The sequence below is a fragment of the Staphylococcus equorum genome (genome assembly GCF_029531845.1).
Lineage (GTDB): Bacteria > Bacillota > Bacilli > Staphylococcales > Staphylococcaceae > Staphylococcus > Staphylococcus equorum_C.
Genome location: NZ_JAMBPV010000001.1, coordinates 239094 through 257443 on the forward strand (window position 1 = coordinate 239094; position 18350 = coordinate 257443).

Sequence of the window (18350 nt, forward strand, 5' to 3'; positions counted from 1 at the left end):
AGATGCATCAAGTGTAAACAATATAAGTGTATCAATCGAATTTCTTGCCTATAGCCTATATGTAGTTTGCATTTACCTTCATTTTAATCAACATGTAATACGCATGCATCTTCCATACAAAAATCAAAAAAGTGATACATATAGGAAGTAACGGCTCATGTATTCATGTTACAGCGGAGAATGATTCCTTCGCTCTAATTTCTACATGTAGCGTCGCTTATTTATATGTATCACTTATCATTTTTAGATTGTTTTCGTTTTTTTAACAAATAGAGACAGTATAAATCCAATTATTGTTAAACCTACTATAAAGAAGAAGGTATATTGGATGCCGTGCGCAAGAACAACTTCTTGTGCAGCATTCGGGTTAGTTGAGCCGAATGACTTCATTGCCGTGGTATAAATTGTAATGGCAATCGCTGTACCGGCAGAACCGCCTACTTGAATTAACGTTGTAATCGTAGCTGAACCATCTGCATAAAGATGATGTGGGAGCTGATTTAAAGCATTTGTTTGTGCTGGCATCATGACCATGGATATACCAAAGAATAATACCATGAATGCGAGAATGATTGCCCATACAGGTGTAGAAGCTGAAATCATGAACGCAAATGAGATTGCTGAGATAAACATCAGCACGAATCCTATAATGCCAAAGTATCTCGCACCAAAGCGATCAAATAGCGATCCTATAACTGGCGACAATACTAAGTTCACTGCGTTACCCGGTAATAAGATTAAACCGGCAACAACAGAACTAAATAATAGCGCGCCTTTTAAATATAGTGGTAATAAAATACCTGTAGCCAATATACATAAAATCGTTATGAAGACCATTGCCGCGCCTAATATAAACATTGGGTACTTAAATACGTTTAAGTTAAGCATCGGTGAATCGATTTTAAACTGACGAACGATAAAGATTGCTAATCCAATGACACCAATCGCTAATGGCGCCCATACGATTGCATCTGTAAACGCCGCTTCTGCCATTGAACTTAACGCGAAGATAAGTCCTGCAAAACCAACCGTCGATAAGAAAATCGATAGAATATCAATTCTAGGTTTCGTAATTTCACCAACATTTTCAACGTGTGAAAATGCCATCAATAATACGACAATATATAAAATTGCGCTAATCCAGAAGATGAAGTGCCAACTTGATGCTGAAATAATAACACCTGATAACGTCGGCCCGAGTGCTGGTCCTGCTGTGATAACAAGTCCCATAATGCCCATCACTGCGCCACGTTTTTCAATTGGGAAGATTAACATCAGTACTGTCACCATAATCGGTAACAAAATACCTGTACCTAATGCTTGAATAATACGTCCTAACAATAACAAACCAAAGTTAGGTGCAAGTGCGCCTACGATGACGCCTAATAAAGATAATAATATACCTGTAATAACTAGAGACTTTGTATTAAACCATTTGATTAAATACAAAGACGCAGGAACTAAACAAGCCATGACGAGTAAATAACCTGTCGTTAACCATTGTACGGTTGCTGCTGAAACTTGAAAATCAGCCATGATATCTGTTAAAGCCATATTTAATGCTGTTTCACTAAATAGACCCATAAATCCGCCAATCATTAATACGAGTGCATACATTTTTGGATTTTTCACTAATACTTGTGTTGCCATTTGATATACTCCTTTTTATGGTAAACGAAGTATAAGTATATTTTAGAGATATAAAATGAGTGTTGTCTTGAAGTAAACATTCAAGAGTAAACCAATCTTTCTTTGTCGCTCATTTTTATTAAATTCATCTCCACGCTTTACTACTTATTCCTATATTTCCATTTCATTATAGTCTATATAAATTGAACATCGGTTTAGTATCACCCAGGAAATAAATTAATCATGATGATAACAAACAACGTCCGCTCAATATGAACTTACTTACTGTACCAAATATTTTTAATTATTGTCAACCTAGTTGACAAATTTATTTTTAAAAAATTAAGCATCAAACAATTGCTTCTGTTGTCTGACACCTAAGTATCTATTTAGTATTTATTTCAATATCTTCTAAATGCCAATCTTGTTGTAGTACTTGTTTAAGTTGCTCTATTTGTCTGCTACCAATCACTGTTTCCATATGTTTGATGACTTGTGATTTATAATCCTTATAGTGTTCATAACACTGAGCTCCTAATTCAGTTAAGACAACGCGTTTTTCTTTTTTATTATTGGGCACAGCTTCAACTTGAACGACACCTTTGTGTTCTAATTGTTTAATTGCTTTATGAATAGCTTGGCGCGTAAGATGGATTTTTCTTGTGAGTTCGGCAAAACTTGGTTTTTCATAGTTTATTTTATTAATAAGATACCATTCTGAACTACTGAATTGAACGCCCTGTATGCGCTCTGATGTTATAGTATTTACCTGTTGTCTTAATTCACCATGCCGCTCACTAATTAAATCTATAAGATCTAATCCTTCTATGCTTTTAACATTTGCCATACTTACACTCCTCATATTGATTTCATATGATGCTATATCAATAAATCTTAATCCTCAGTCCGACACCAAATTGCTTTTTATGTTGAAAATTGAAATTAGTCTACCATATGCTCATTTATCATAAGCAATTTTTTTATTAAATTCAAATTAAGCTCATTTTATAGCTTCTATATGTAATAACACTAGTATAATCAAATGATAATTAAAAAAGCTGAGACATATATACATGTCTCAACCTCAATCATTATACTGGCAGTGGCTGACTGTATTGAAAATGCACTTATACCAAGCTATTAAAGAACTACTACTTCATTTATGAAGCCAAGTAGTTCTTATGCAAGAGCTTCAGCGCTTGTATTCCATTTTACAGTCAGCTTTGCCGGGCCAGGTTCATACGACGAAATCTTGTTAAAAACATTAGATTTCTGTCCCACTCCCAAAAAAAATGCCCATCCTATTGGATGGGCATTATACGGTCTCGACGGGAATCGAACCCGCGATCTCCTGCGTGACAGGCAGGCGTGTTAACCGCTACACTACGAGACCTAAAAAATGGTGACTCCTACGGGACTCGAACCCGTGTTACCGCCGTGAAAGGGCGGTGTCTTAACCGCTTGACCAAGGAGCCTGTCTTAAGCACAAGTTAAATTATACCAAGTCTCTAGAAGGAAGACAAGCTCTTTTTTTAATTTTATTAGTATAATTTTCTATATTAATTGTATAAAGTTAGTAATTTAAGATTTATTTTGAAAAAACTGCTATGAAGCCATTAATGAAAATGGAAAAAACTTTAAATTCATTCAATAGCGTACAAATATTTTTAATTTTAAACCAAACTATTAAAATTAAAATCTTTTTTGTTTTCAAAACTTTTTGCTACACTTGTGTAATAAAATATATTAGGAGGCTTATCCTTGGCAAACGTATTATTTATCAACTCAGGATCACCCGGACATTTTAATCCAACTATTGCAGTATGTAAAGAACTCGTTGAGCGCGGTGAAAACGTCGTTTATTATATATGCGATAAATATAAAGATAAATTAGCTGGCACAGGTGTAGAAGTACGTACGTTACCTACTGATGCTATACTCGACCGTTTTAGATCTTATGGTCAACATCATTTATATAATGTAATGAACGGTTTATTGAAAACTGCGGATATCATTGTGCCTCAAATTTTAGAAGAAACACAAGATGAGCATTATGATTATATGATTCACGATTCTATGTTTAGTTGTGGCCATATCATTGCGCAAAAATTAAATATCCCTTCAATATCTTCTATTGCATCATTTGCGCATAGCAAACAAAGTTTTGATGCATTTACAGAAAAATTAACAACAATGGTTGATGCCAATGAAATTAAACAAGCCGATCAAACATTTAATGAATTGAAACAACATATTGAATCTACATATAATGTTGAGGTACCTTCTCGCTTTGAAGTGATGAATAATCCTGGAGATTTCAACTTATGTTATGTAATGAAAGGTTTCCAAATGAATTATAACCTGTTTGATGCACAGCGTTGTGTCTTTACTGGTCCTTCAGTCATTCAACCGCAACCCTCTGGCTTTATGGATGACATCGATCAAACACGACCAATCATTTACATTTCTTTAGGAACTGTTTTTAATCAAAATATCGCTTTTTTCAATAAATGTTTTAAAGCGTTAGCAGACGTGAATGCATCGGTCGTAGTTTCTATCGGTGAAACAAATCGCATCAAAGATTTCGATGAGATACCGGACAATTTTATAATTAAAAGCTATGTACCACAAACTGAATTATTACAGCACACAGCGTTATTCTTAACACATGCGGGTATGAATAGTACTAATGAGGCTATGATGATGAACGTGCCTATGCTAGCCTTCCCACAGAGCGCAGACCAACCTGTGGTAGCCAAACAGATTGCAAACTTAAATGTAGGTCATCACATTGATGCTGATGCCTTTACACCTGTACAATTAAGCTGTGCTGTATCAGAAATGTTAGAAAATCAAATGTATTATCAACGACATATCGAAAAAGTAAAAAACGTACAACCTCTCGACAAAGCGGGCTATGCATATGCAGTAGACCAAATACTCGCTTTTCGCAATGAAGTTTGCCAATTAAATTAAATAGCAGTTATATATAAATAAAAATACCTTGTAGACGCACCCTAAACGGGAACTCTACAAGGTATTTTTTCATAATTAGGCTAGAAGCCTAACTTGTTATTATTTTCCTACCATAAAGATTTTAATAAGTTTGTTTGGTTACGGTCTGGGCCTACTGAGAAGATTGAAATCTTCACATCACATAGCTCAGAAATACGTTCTAAATATCTACGTGCATTTGAAGGTAATTCTTCTAATGAACGACAACCTGTAATGTCTTCAGTCCAACCTGGTAGTGTTTCAAAGATTGGTTTACAACGATTTAAGTCTTTCAAGTTTGCTGGATATTCAGTGATTTCTACGCCATCTAACTCATAAGCTGTACAAATTTTCACTTCTTTAAGACCAGTTAATACATCAATAGAGTTGATTGATAAGTCTGTGATACCACTTGCACGACGAGAATGACGTAATACAACTGAGTCAAACCAACCGATACGACGTGGACGACCAGTTGTTGTACCGTATTCACGGCCAACTTCACGGATGTGGTGACCATCTTCATCGAATAGTTCTGTTGGGAATGGGCCATCACCTACACGAGATGTATATGCTTTACATACACCGATTACTTTAGATACGAATGTTGGACCAACACCCCCACCTACAGTAACGTTACCTGCTACTGGGTTACTTGAAGTTACATATGGGTATGTACCGTGATCAAGGTCTAACATAACGCCTTGAGCGCCTTCAAATAATACTTTTTCTTCTGCTACAAACGCATCATCTAATACTTTAGCTGTGTCCACTACGAAAGGTGCGATACGTTGCCCTGCTGCGTAATATGTTTCAAAGATTTCATCAAAAGTTGGACATGCTTTGCCGAACATACCTTTGAAGTAATCATTTTTATATTCAATGTTATTTTTTAATAATTGTTCAAATGTTTCTTTGTCTAATAAATCTGCCACACGGATACCGATACGTTGCGCTTTATCTACATAAGCTGGGCCGATACCTTTTTTCGTTGTGCCAATTTTATTATCTCCACGGCGTTCTTCTTCATATTCATCTTGTTTTAAGTGATAAGGTAAAATAACTTGTGCACGATTAGAAATACGTAAATTATCTGTTGAAATACCTCGTTCATTTAAAGCATCTAATTCTTTTAATAGTGCAACTGGATCTACGACTACACCATTACCAATCACTGATAATTTTTCTTTATAAAAAATACCAGATGGTACTAAGTGCAATTTATAAGTTTCTCCACCAAATATAATTGTGTGGCCCGCATTATTACCGCCTGAAAAACGTGCAATAACATCTGCTTGTTCTGCTAGAAAATCCGTAATTTTACCTTTACCTTCGTCTCCCCATTGTGTCCCAACGACTACTATTGATGACATATGAGCACCTCCAAGTTTTTCTCAATTAACCAATGAGTATTCTACCAATACCACAACGATATTGCAAACAAAAATCGAACATTGATTTTTCGTCATTTTTCTAACCCCCATCAATATTCAAACGTTGCAATAAGTCCGATAAACATAGTAATACCAAGTTTTTCATTATAATTTGCGTTAAAAAAAGATACATACTTACATTAAGAATTACGAATAAAATCCAAACAAAAACCGTACAATAAAACATATATTTGTATTATTGTACGGAAAAATTAATTTTATCTTTTTTCTAACCCATCATATCTGCATGGGCATAATCTATATCTGTAAACTTATTATATTGCTTCATAAAGTGGAGCTTCACCGTTCCAGTAGGACCGTTACGTTGTTTGGCAATAATAATTTCAATATCACCATTATCATCATTCGTTTGTGGTTCATAATTCGTGTCATCATCGTCGTCTTCATCTTCGCCTTGATTGTAATAATCATCACGATATAGGAAGGCAACGATATCGGCATCTTGCTCAATCGAACCAGATTCACGTATATCACTCATCATTGGTCGTTTATCTTGACGTTGCTCAACGCCACGTGATAGCTGACTTAGTGCGATAACAGGGCACTCAAGTTCTCTGGCAATTGCTTTTAATGTACGAGAAATCTCAGAAACTTCTTGTTGTCTGTTATCTGAAAAACGTGAACCACTACCTGAAATTAATTGTAAATAGTCAATCACTATCATGTCTAGACCATGCTCTTGTTTCAAACGTCGACATTTTGAACGAATATCTGTAATACGGATACCTGGCGTATCATCGATAAATATCTTTGTACGCGATAACTTACCTACTGCAATTGTAAAACGATTCCAGTCTTCTTCAGTCATTGCACCTGTTCTTAAACGGTTAGAATCGACGTTGCCCGAACTACAAATCATACGTGTCGCTAATTGGTCCGCACCCATCTCAAGCGAGAAGATGCCAACTGAATAATTACGCTCATTTGTAGCTACTTTCTGCGCAATATTAAGCGCGAAGGCAGTCTTACCTACAGAAGGACGGGCAGCTAAAATAATCAAATCATTACGGTTAAACCCTGCTGTCATCTGGTCTAAATCACGGTACCCCGAAGGAATACCTGGTGTCTGACCACTGTTTTGATCTAATAATTCTGCTGTCTCATATACTTCTCCAAGTACGTCTCTAATGTCTTTAAATCCGTCACTTTCACGTGTGGAAGATAATTCTAATATACGACGTTCAGCGTCGTTCAGTATCGTATCTAGTTCCAGTTCATCATTGTAACCATCATTCGCAATACTATCAGCTGTTTGTATTAATTTACGCTTGGTTGCGTGTTTAAATACGATTTCTGTGTAGTACTGAATATTACGTGTGGTTGGCACATTACTAGATAATTCAGCTAGGTATTGTGGACCACCCGCTTCATTCAATCGTCCTTCTTGTGACAATTGATCCATGATTGTTACCACGTCAATATCTTTGTTGTCTTCGTTGAGGTTCATCATGGCTCTAAAGATGTGTTGATGCGCGCCTCTATAAAAGGACTCAGGAAGTAATACTTCCTGAGTTGTGTTGATCAATTCTGGATCTATGATAATGGCACCTAAGACAGACTGCTCAGCCTCATTACTGTGTGGCATTTGATTTTGTTCATACATTCCATCCATTACGATTACACCTCATATCTCAATCCGTTATTATTGTTCAACTGTGTGTACACGAATTGTACCTTCGACTTCTTTGTCTAATTTAACTGGTACGTTTGTGTAACCCAATGCATGGATACCATTTGGTAAGTCCATTTTACGTTTATCAATCTTGATGTCGTGTTGTTTTTGTAACGCTTGTGTGATTTGTTTCGTACTTACTGAACCAAATAATTTGCCACCTTCACCTGTTTTAGCAGATACTTCGACTTCAATATTACTTAATTGTTCTTTTAATTGTTTAGCGTCTTCAATTTGTTGTTGACGCTCAGCTTCAGCTGCTTTATTTTTTTGTTCTAATTGTTTTAAGTTACCTGGTGTTGCTTCCACCGCATAATTTTTCTTTATTAAGAAGTTATTTGCATAACCTACTGGTACGTCTTTAACTTCGCCTTTTTTACCTTTACCTTTTACATCTTGTGTGAATATTACTTTCATGAATTTTCACTCCTACTCATTTGTTCTGTTATAGCTTGTTGTAATTTTTCGATTGCTTCATCGACAGTTACATCTTTCATTTGCGTAGCTGCATTTGTTAAATGACCGCCACCGCCAAGTGCTTCCATTGTTAATTGAACATTTACTGCACCAAGTGAGCGGGCAGACATACCAATGAGATTATCTTCTCGTCTCGCTATTACATATGAAGCCTCTACACCATCTAAACTTAACAGTTCATCGGCAGCTTGTGCAACTGTAACAGGATGATAGATTTTGTCATTGGAACCATGGGCAATTGCTACCCCATTTTCTTGCAGTTTCACTGTTTGAATCAACTCAGTACGATTGATATACGTATCGAGATCATCTTTCAAGAAATGCTGTGTCAATATCGTATCGGCACCATGTGCACGTAAATAACTTGCGGCATCAAATGTTCTAGAACCTGTGCGCAATGTGAAATTACGTGTATCTACGATGATACCGGCAAACATAACTGTTGATTCTAAGCGTGTCAGACGTTGTTCTGTCGGTTGATACTCTAGTAATTCTGTGACAAGTTCAGCTGTCGAACTTGCATAAGGTTCCATATATATAAGTAATGGACTAGAGATAAAGCTTTCACCACGTCTGTGATGATCAATCACGACTTTACGGTTTGCTTTATTTAAAATATTTTCATCAATTACCATTTCAGGTTTATGCGTATCTACGATGACTAAGGTTGTCTTAGATGTCATAATATCCCACGCTTCATCAGAAGTAATGAAACGATCTTTTAGTTCTGGTTTTTCATTCACCGCATCCATGACACGACGTAACGTTGGATCGATATCTGATTCATTTAATACAATGTAGGCATCCAAATTATTCATCATTGCAAAACGAGATACACCAATTGCTGCACCGATTGCATCTAAATCAGGACGTGTATGTCCCATAATAATTACTTTGTCGCCTTCCATCAAGATATCTTTTAAGGCATGTGAAATCACTCGTGCTCTCACACGCGTACGTTTTTCCATTGGGTCAGTCTTACCACCATAGAAACGTACATTACCATTCATACTCTTAATCGCTACTTGGTCGCCACCACGACCGAGTGCTAAATCAAGGCCTGACTGAGAAAGTTCACCCAGATCAACGAGATTTTCAGAACCTTCACCGACACCAACACTTAATGTAAGTTGAGCACGGTAACCGACACTCTTTTCACGAAGTTGACTTAAAATACTAAAATTAGATTCTTCGATATCTTTTAAAATACGCTGATTTAAGTATGCCACAAATTGATCAGAACTATAACGTTTGAAATAAATGTTATATTCTGTCGCCCATCTACTGATGACGCGCGTAACCATAGAGTTAATTTCCGACCTTTGTGTATCATTCATATTTTGAGTAATCTCATCGTAATTGTCTAAGAATAGTGTTGCAATAATCGGTTTAGATTCTTCGTATAATTCTTGCGTTTGGATTTCTTCTGTAATATCGAAGAAGTATAAAACATGTTCTTTTTCAGAATATCGAACGCGATAGTGATATTCATTTTCTTTAATTTCAATTTCTTGTGTTTTTTCTAATTGTTTTAAGATATTAGGATATACTTCGTTAACTGGGTCGGAAATCACATTACGATCTAATCGTTCCGACATAAAATGGTTCATCCACTCTATGTTTTCATTTTCGTCTAAGATAATCATCCCGATAGGTAAATTCTTAATTGCGATGTTGCTACCTTCAGAGATATGACCACTCAGATCATCTACATAGTTATCTAGTTTTTGCAAAGCTTGTCTTACCAAAAATACTGTCCCTATAATTATAACCACTAAGACAATCGCAGCGATGCCTGCCATAATTTGGTTAAAAACAAACCATATTACAACAAGCGCAATTGCTGTGAGCGCCATTATGATAAATGGCAAGAGCAAGGCTTTTTTAGTGGATTGACGATTCATTTTTCCACCTCAAATCATTTTTTAATGATACGTTTTAAGTTAATACATAAATCTATAACACCCAGGAGACTTACAATATGTGTAAGTGGCATTAGAATTGTCCCTATTACCATTAAAATCACAGTAATTGTGAGCGGCATTGATTTTGCCTTTCCGAAAAAGTGAATCACACTTAATCCCTGAATATACATACATAATGATAACACAATTTCGAAGTTTAATACGATACTTTGGAACGTACTCGGTTCGACGGCAAACATAACACACAGCAGGACAATCATATACATCCATAGCAATGTGCGCTTCATTTGCCACGCATATAATGGTTTGAATATTGGTGTAGCAATTTTGCATTTACGTAAAATTGGAAAAGTAACTAGTAAATTGATTAATATAAGTATAAATACTGCAATGATTACATAACTTGGTAATTGAACTGATAATTGACGGAATGTTTCTTCAAACATTTGTTTATAATCTGAACCGACACCTGCATTAGAAATATAATAATGTATTTGATCTTTCGCAGGTTTCATCAATGTTGTTGACGTTGGTATTTTATCAAATGTTTGTAATGCCATAAATGCAATTAACGAGATCATACTCACGTATGTAGTTGTAATATAAAGTATACGTTCTTTAGATGTACGTTCTTTTAATAATTGGCCAACAACGAAACTCACTAAGAGCACGAGGACCATGATACTTAATACGAATATATTACCTAATAAAGTTGTTAATACAACCGTTACGACTGCTGTTAAACCAAATGATTCTACAGACTTATGCCATAAAATAATGCCTGGAATTGTCGCAAACAAACTTAACACAAGTCCAAGCGGTGGTAATATATGTAAAGCTAAAGCTACTACGATTAGTGTGATTATACTAAGTATAGTTGCCTTAGGATATATTTTTGAAAACAAATTCGCCACTCCCATACTATTTTTGACTATAACTTTTATTTTAACCTCTTTAAAACTTTTATACAATTATTGCCAACTCATTTCTATAGAAGTTAAAAATACGCTACACATTCAGCCAACCGAAGATAAACTAACATTCATCATTTAAGTTGATACTAGCTACAGAAACATCCCCTATTACTTCACAAAATAATAGATATTTCCACGCATTTCCCCATAAAAAATAGGACATACAATAGCGGTCAGTCTACCTTGTATATCCTAAATAGTTATCTTGACTCTGTTCTGTCGTCCTAAATTTAATATTCTATAATACAGTTACTCTCATTTACGCTTGATCTTATAAACTTTTAAGAAATGATATAAATTAGGTGCCCAATCATTAAAATTAACTAAAAATCCATCATGTCCTACATTGTCAGGTACAAAGAAATGTTTATGGTATTTGAAACGTTGGCCAACTGCATAAACAAGATCATCTGGGTAAAGTAAGTCATCCGCAAAGCCCATCGTCATCATTTTAGTATCCAGTCTGCTGAACACTTCGTCCACGTCATCACGCCCTCTATCCACATCGTGGCTGTCTAAGACATCAAGCAGTGTTAAATAACATGAATAACTAAAATGCTTCATAAACTTATCACCTTGGTGTTTTTGATATGCAACAACTTGATCTGGCGAGAAGCGATGTTCATAACTTTTAGACGAACGGTATGTTAAGAAACCGAGCTGTCTTGCGATACTCATACCTTGTTCATGATCTAAATGAATTGCTTGTCTCGCAATTTCATTAAATGCACGACTATATGAAGATGTTCTCTGTGTCGCAGCAAGTATAACTGCTTTATCAACATCAAATTTACGGTTATATAATAACTCTACTGCCTGCATGCCCCCTAAAGAGCCACCTATTAGTATATTGATACGCTCGAAGCCTAAACGCTCAATACCTAATTCAATTGCACGCACAATATCACGCAAAGTCACTTGTTGTGGAAAATCCTCATCCGTAAGTGCAGAACTGGAACCAAATGGGCTACCAATTACATTGAAAGTTAAAAACTGATAATCGTTAATCGGCATATAACCACCATCAATAATACCTCTCCACCATCCAGGTTGTTCGCTTGTGCCATACGTTAAGTGATTCCCTGTCAAAGCATGACATACCACAACAAGTGGTTGACCTGTTAATCCAACATGTTCGTAACGTAATTTTAAGTTTGAGATTGTTTCTCCTGACTCTGTTGTAAATGGTCCTAATTCTAATGTATCAACCGTATAATTCGTCATGACTTACCTCCTACTTAGTAAAAAAACTCCTCACTATTCAATAAGTAAGAAGTTGAAAATTACTTATCATTCGACTATATCGTTGGTTTTAGCACCGTACTTTATTGAGCCGGTTGCTGAAGCATCAATGGGCCAAATCCCTTAGCTTCTCGAAATAAGATTTAATTTTAATTGTATTGCACTACATTACTACTATTGATGTTCCAACAATCAATCCGTTCCAAAAAAGTCGGAATTTTCTAATTATTGTCATTCTAACGGATAAAACGATTTACATCAATGAAATAATTAAAACACCCATCTTAATGCCGCCATAATGATAATGCCGCCTATGATTGTAATTGTTAAACTACGTGTCATAACTGCAATCACTACTGTTGGGACCATCGTAATTAGAAATGGCACATTGATATTATAACCCATCATTCCATCTTGCTGTTCAATCAAACCATCAATAACTAAAGCAGTAAATAGCGTGATTGGTATAAACGACAACCATTTTACGACTCTTTCAGATAGATGGATTTTAGATATAAGTAAAAACGGTATAATCCGTGTAAACCATGTCACAATACCACAAAGCAATATAATAATGAGCATATGCGTAGTTGTTGTCATCGTTCCATCACCACCCCGAGTCCAGCCGCTATAGTAGAAGCAAGAATAATTGCCACGTAAGATGGCATAAAGAGACTTAATAGAAGCATCATGACAATTACAGTTATAATTAATACAAAATAAGTCTTGATACGAGACCGTTTAACTGATTCAAACTGTGATACGGCTAAAAAGATAAACATCGCAGCAATAGCGAAATCTAACCCTAACGTTTCTGGGTTGTTTATGTATTTTCCAAAAATAGCGCCCATGACACAAGCAAACGTCCAAAACAAATAAGCTGTGATATTTAAACCATGTAACCAGCGATCGTTAATTTTTTCTCCTTTAAGATGTGGCGTAATTGCTACACCAAATGTCTCATCTGTAATAAGCGTTGAAAGCCCTATTCGATTTAATAAGCCGTACGATTGATAACTCGGTGCAAGTGTCATACTCAATAGAAACATTCTAGAGTTTACGATAAATGCCGTTAACACAACCGCAGAAATCGGTGTACCAGCGGTGACTAATGCACAAATAATGAATTGTGCAGCGCCAGCATATACGAGTAAACAGAGTAAGATAATTTCAAGCAAACTAAACCCTGAGGCTACAGCAACAATTCCAAAAGACAACCCTACCCCAGCGTATCCTAATAATGTAGGAACACATTCTTTCACACCTTGTTTAAAAGTTACATGTGCTTCCATCACCTCACTCCTTCCATTTTTAATTTTAAAAAACAATAGCTTAAGTTTAATATAAATCAGGAGTTTCATTCAATAACTTTAGTGGTCAGTTTGTGTGACGTCATACAACCCTCTGTTTAAAATAGTTGTTTTAACAGTATTTTAAACATGTCATTATTTTATGGAATATTTTAGACTGACCTTATATTTTCTACATAAAAAGCGTCAAGACTACTTACATATTTTTATAAATTCACTTATTTTACACCTCCCCTACCCCACCTCGAGATAACTAAAAGCGCGTAGCAAATGTCTTTGCTACGCGCTTTTAATCATACTTGTTTAAATTTATTTTACAGGACGAATCTCTGTTTTACCGCCCATATATGGAACTAAAGCATCTGGTATTGTAATAGAACCGTCTGCGTTTTGATAGTTTTCAACGATTGCTGCAAATGTACGTCCAACTGCTAACCCGCTACCATTTAGTGTATGCACTAATTCTGGTTTAGCATTTTTATCACGTTTGAAACGGATATTCGCACGACGAGCTTGGAAGTCAGTCACATTTGAACAAGAACTAATTTCCTTATAATCATTATAGCTTGGTAACCAAACTTCTAAGTCATATGTTTTACTAGCTCCAAATCCAATGTCACCTGTACATAGATTCACGCGACGATAAGGTAACACAAGTTCTTCTAAAATCGCTTCTGCATGGTTTGTCATTTCTTCAAGTGCATCCCAAGAATCTTCTGGTTTTTCAAAACGAACCATTTCAACTTTGTTGAATTGGTGTAGACGAATTAGACCTCTTGTATCACGTCCGGCTGAACCCGCTTCACTACGATAACATGCTGATTGTGCGGTGAATTTAGCAGGTAAGACATCTGGAGCGATGATTTCATTACGGTAATAGTTTGTTAATGGTACTTCAGCTGTTGGAATTGTGTATAAACCTTCTTTTTCAACTTTAAATAAATCGTCTTCAAATTTAGGTAATTGACCCGTACCATACATTGAATCTGCATTTACTAATTGTGGTACCATCATTTCTGTATAACCATGTTGTGTTGTATGTTTCGTTACCATATAGTTCATTAAAGCTCTTTCTAATTGTGCACCTTCACCAGTTAAGAAAACAAATCTCGCACCTGATACTTTAGCACCACGTTCAAAGTTAGCCATTTTTAAATCTTCTACAAGATCCCAATGTGCTTTTTCTTCAAAATCAAAGTTTCTTGGGGTCCCCCAGCGTTTAAGTTCTACGTTTTCTTCATCTGATGCGCCAACAGGAACATCATCCTGAATTATATTAGGAATGCGAGACAATTTATCATTAAGATCTCGGTCTAGTTGATTTAAATCGTCATCTAAGACTTTAATTTCATCTCCAAGTTTACGCATTTCAGCAATAACGTCATCTGCATTTTCTTTATTACGTTTCTTCTGAGCAATCTCACCACTTACTTTGTTACGTTGCGCTTTCATTTCTTCAGCTTGGCTAATTAATTGGCGACGTTTTTCATCTAATGCTAAAATATCGTCCACTACTTGAGCATCCATACCACGCTTTGTTACTTTTTCTCTAAGAAAATCAGGTTCATTACGGAATAATTTAATGTCTAACATGTCGAATTCATCCTTTCATATTTTAAAAATGTTTGGATAATAACACAAAAAAGACCACATCCCCTTTACAAGGGACGTGGTCTACGTGTTGCCACCCTATTTAACAGCCAAATTAGACTGCACTCTCCATAAATAACGGCCAAAGCCGATTGTTCTTCTAATAGTAGGTAGATTCACACTAACGTTGATTACTTGTTCACACCAACCACAAGTTCTCTGAAATCAAACACTTAATACTACTTAGCCTACGAACAATAACTTATTAACTTGTTTTAAATATAGCAAATAACCTTATGTTTTTCAAGAGTGACAATGCTAACGTCTATTATATCTCATTCATATACGCAATATCATGTAAATATTGCGATACCGCTTCGATATCTTTATGAAATTGTCTATCTTCTGTGATCGAAGGTATTATTTGACGTAACGTTTGGTATTTTTCATACGTTTTTGGTGATAGCTTATCAATATCTTTATATTCTACAGCTTGTAATGCAATAATCGTCTCTATTGCTAAGACACGTCGTGCATTCTCTATCATCATATAACCGTGACGAGAAGCAATCGTTCCCATAGATACATGATCTTCTTGGTTGGCTGACGACGGTATAGAATCTACACTAGCCGGATGTGCAAGTGTCTTATTTTCTGAAACTAAACTTGCTGCCGCATACTGCATAATCATTGCGCCGCTTTGTAAACCTGGTTGTGGACTTAAAAAGGCAGGCAAGCCATTATTCAATTGTGGATTCACAAGTCTTTCTAGACGACGTTCTGAAACATTAGCCAATTCACTCACGCCTAATTTTAAGAAATCTAAAGCAAAAGCAATCGGTTGTCCATGGAAATTACCGCCTGATATCACAAGCGTTTCATCATCTTCATCAAATATAAGTGGATTATCATTTGCTGCATTCATTTCAAATTCTAGTTTTTCTTTAACATAATTGAACACTTGGAAACTTGCGCCATGAATTTGTGGAATACAGCGTAAAGTATAAGCATCTTGAACGCGTATTTCACCTTGTGTCGTTGTTAACTCAGAACCTTCTAACCAATCTAGCATACGTGCAGCTACATCAATTTGTTCTTGGAAGTTACGTGCTTTATGTACCTTTTCATTATAAGCATCTGTAATACCATTGAGTGCCTGATGTGTAAGTGAAGCAATCCATTCTGATTGATAACCTAGACTTTCTGCTTCTATATAGTTAATTACACCCTGGGCAGTCATCGCCTGTGTACCATTGATCAGTGCTAATCCCTCTTTTGCTTGTAATTCCAATGGCTTACGATTCAAGTTATTTAAGACGTACCGACTGTCTACCTCTTCCCCTTGGTAAAAGACGTTGCCCTCACCTATCAAGGCCAATGCTAAATGAGATAACGGTGCTAAATCTCCAGAAGCACCAAGTGAACCTTGCTGTGGAACTACTGGCACAATTCTATTATTAATGAAGTATACGAGCTGTTCTACCAAATCTACTGTAGTACCAGAATGTCCTTTAAGTAGGGTGTTTAATCTTAATACCATCATCACTAATGACACTTCTTCTGAAAATGGATCCCCCATACCACATGCATGAGAACGAATAAGATTAACTTGTAATTGATTATATTCCCCTTCATCAATACGCACATCACTGAATAAACCAAAACCTGTTGTAATACCATAGACTGTCTCTTTATTTGCTATAATATTCTCTACTGTTTGACGGCTCTGCTTCACCCGTTCAAAAGCTTCTTCAGTCACTTCCACTGTATCTTTCTGATACAAAAATTTCCTGATATCTTCAATTTTAAGCATTTCCCCATTTAATTGTAATGTCATTTCTCCATCTCCTTGCTTATGAGTTTAATTCAATTAATTAGAGTATACGCTTACATTTTCGGTAGAACAATAGCTTTTAACACATCCGTAACATGGTATCAAATCACTGATTTAATAGGGTAAAGGAGCTAAATGCTCCTTTTTAGAAAACTTAATAATTTCTTAACAGCTTTACCTATTGACTTAAATGCCATGCGGGTTTATTATTTTCTATTGTATTAAAAAACAGCTTAAAAATTCCCAAAACAAAAACCCTTCAATAGACAGCAATATTTTGCATATATAATTGAAGATTTTAAAGTGGCTTTATGATTACTTTCGTAATTTTAAATGCTCACTTTTACGCATATTATTCAAAAATGAAGCGCGTTAAATGATCATGAATTTTAAAAGGAGGTTTCAATATGGAAACTTTATCATCGGTAAGCATTCCTAAACGTGAAGATGATACACATAAAGGTGATTATGGCAGAATCCTTTTAATTGGAGGTAATGCAAACTTAGGTGGCGCAATCATGCTTGCAGCACGTGCATGTGTTTATAGTGGCAGTGGGCTAATAACAGTAGCTACACACCCAACGAACCATGCTGCATTACATTCTCGTTGTCCGGAAGCAATGGTCATTGATATTAATGATACAAAAATGTTAACAAAAATGATTGAAAACACAGATTGTATCTTAATCGGCCCTGGATTAGGTTGTGATTTTAAAGGTAATAACGCAATCACATTCTTACTACAAAATATTCAACCGCATCAAACGCTAATCGTAGATGGCGATGCTATAACGATTTTCAGTAAATTGAAACCTGAAATACCTGCTTGTCATGTCATTTTTACACCGCATCAAAAAGAATGGGAACGTTTAAGTGGTATTCCTATTGAGGAACAAACATATGAACGTAATCGTGAAGCGGTAGATCGTATTGGCGCAACTATTGTCCTAAAAATGCATGGTACGGAAATTTATTTCAAAGACAAAGAGTATAAATTACCAATCGGTACGCCTGCTATGGCAACCGGAGGCATGGGTGATACACTGGCTGGAATGATTACGAGTTTCGTCGGGCAATTTGATGACACTCAGGAAGCTGTCACAAGTGCAACATACGCACATAGCTTCATTGGTGAACAGTTAGCAGAGAAAATGTATGTCGTGCCACCATCAAGACTTATAAGCGAAATTCCACATGTAATGAAATCATTAGAAAGCTAATTTATAACTAAAAAAGACCTACCTTAATG

General features: G+C 35.8%; 14 protein-coding genes, 2 tRNA genes, 1 riboswitch and 1 other annotated feature. Of the genes, 2 read left to right on the forward strand and 14 right to left on the reverse strand.

Annotated elements, in window-relative coordinates; genetic code table 11:
• Positions 1–243: 243 nt before the first annotated feature.
• The 4 genes from M4L39_RS01090 to M4L39_RS01105 all read right to left on the reverse strand — a co-directional run bounded on the left by M4L39_RS01090 (position 244) and on the right by M4L39_RS01105 (position 3104).
• Positions 244–1650: a DHA2 family efflux MFS transporter permease subunit gene (locus tag M4L39_RS01090; protein ID WP_277580337.1), complete on the reverse strand. Its 1407-nt coding sequence runs from the start codon at positions 1648–1650 to the stop codon at positions 244–246.
• Between the two features lie 364 nt (positions 1651–2014).
• Entirely contained in the window at positions 2015–2476 is a 462-nt protein-coding gene (locus M4L39_RS01095) for a MarR family winged helix-turn-helix transcriptional regulator (RefSeq protein WP_277580338.1), read from the reverse strand.
• A gap of 473 nt (positions 2477–2949) precedes the next feature.
• Positions 2950–3022 (reverse strand) — tRNA-Asp (locus M4L39_RS01100).
• Positions 3023–3029: 7 nt separating this feature from the next.
• A tRNA-Glu gene (locus M4L39_RS01105) sits at positions 3030–3104 on the reverse strand.
• A gap of 286 nt (positions 3105–3390) precedes the next feature.
• Between M4L39_RS01105 and M4L39_RS01110 the strand changes: the two genes are divergently transcribed.
• Entirely contained in the window at positions 3391–4605 is a 1215-nt protein-coding gene (locus tag M4L39_RS01110; RefSeq protein WP_277580339.1) for a macrolide family glycosyltransferase, read from the forward strand.
• 107 nt (positions 4606–4712) lie between these two features.
• On the opposite strand, the gene M4L39_RS01115 is transcribed toward M4L39_RS01110, so the two are convergent.
• From M4L39_RS01115 to hutH, 10 genes are all read right to left on the reverse strand, one after another.
• Positions 4713–5996, reverse strand: a complete 1284-nt coding sequence (locus M4L39_RS01115) for an adenylosuccinate synthase (RefSeq protein WP_277580340.1) — start codon at positions 5994–5996, stop codon at positions 4713–4715.
• Between the two features lie 289 nt (positions 5997–6285).
• Positions 6286–7689, reverse strand: coding sequence for a replicative DNA helicase (gene dnaB / locus M4L39_RS01120; RefSeq protein WP_277580341.1), 1404 nt, complete (start codon positions 7687–7689; stop codon positions 6286–6288).
• 30 nt (positions 7690–7719) lie between these two features.
• Positions 7720–8166, reverse strand: coding sequence for a 50S ribosomal protein L9 (rplI, locus tag M4L39_RS01125; RefSeq protein WP_002506229.1), 447 nt, complete (start codon positions 8164–8166; stop codon positions 7720–7722).
• On the reverse strand, positions 8163–10130 hold the full coding sequence (locus M4L39_RS01130; RefSeq protein ID WP_277580342.1) for a DHH family phosphoesterase: 1968 nt from the start codon (positions 10128–10130) through the stop codon (positions 8163–8165). Before M4L39_RS01130 ends, rplI begins: the two co-directional genes overlap by 4 nt.
• A gap of 14 nt (positions 10131–10144) precedes the next feature.
• A complete protein-coding gene (locus M4L39_RS01135) occupies positions 10145–11071 on the reverse strand; it encodes a DUF2232 domain-containing protein (RefSeq protein ID WP_277580343.1) in 927 nt (308 codons plus the stop codon).
• A gap of 309 nt (positions 11072–11380) precedes the next feature.
• Positions 11381–12349, reverse strand: a complete 969-nt coding sequence (gene metX / locus M4L39_RS01140) for a homoserine O-acetyltransferase MetX (protein WP_277580344.1) — start codon at positions 12347–12349, stop codon at positions 11381–11383.
• A 60-nt stretch (positions 12350–12409) separates the two neighbouring features.
• Positions 12410–12510: riboswitch (SAM riboswitch) on the reverse strand.
• Positions 12511–12637: 127 nt separating this feature from the next.
• Entirely contained in the window at positions 12638–12967 is a 330-nt protein-coding gene (locus tag M4L39_RS01145) for an AzlD domain-containing protein (RefSeq protein ID WP_277580345.1), read from the reverse strand.
• Positions 12964–13659, reverse strand: a complete 696-nt coding sequence (locus M4L39_RS01150) for an AzlC family ABC transporter permease (RefSeq protein ID WP_277580346.1) — start codon at positions 13657–13659, stop codon at positions 12964–12966. Before M4L39_RS01150 ends, M4L39_RS01145 begins: the two co-directional genes overlap by 4 nt.
• A gap of 327 nt (positions 13660–13986) precedes the next feature.
• Complete coding sequence (gene serS / locus M4L39_RS01155; RefSeq protein WP_277580347.1) at positions 13987–15270, reverse strand: serine--tRNA ligase; 1284 nt, start codon at positions 15268–15270, stop codon at positions 13987–13989.
• A gap of 67 nt (positions 15271–15337) precedes the next feature.
• Positions 15338–15532 (reverse strand) — a binding site (T-box leader).
• Between the two features lie 63 nt (positions 15533–15595).
• A complete protein-coding gene (gene hutH / locus M4L39_RS01160) occupies positions 15596–17104 on the reverse strand; it encodes a histidine ammonia-lyase (protein ID WP_277580348.1) in 1509 nt (502 codons plus the stop codon).
• A 404-nt stretch (positions 17105–17508) separates the two neighbouring features.
• On the opposite strand from hutH, the gene M4L39_RS01165 reads away from it, so the two are divergent.
• Positions 17509–18321, forward strand: coding sequence for an NAD(P)H-hydrate dehydratase (locus M4L39_RS01165; protein ID WP_277580349.1), 813 nt, complete (start codon positions 17509–17511; stop codon positions 18319–18321).
• Positions 18322–18350 lie beyond the last annotated feature (29 nt).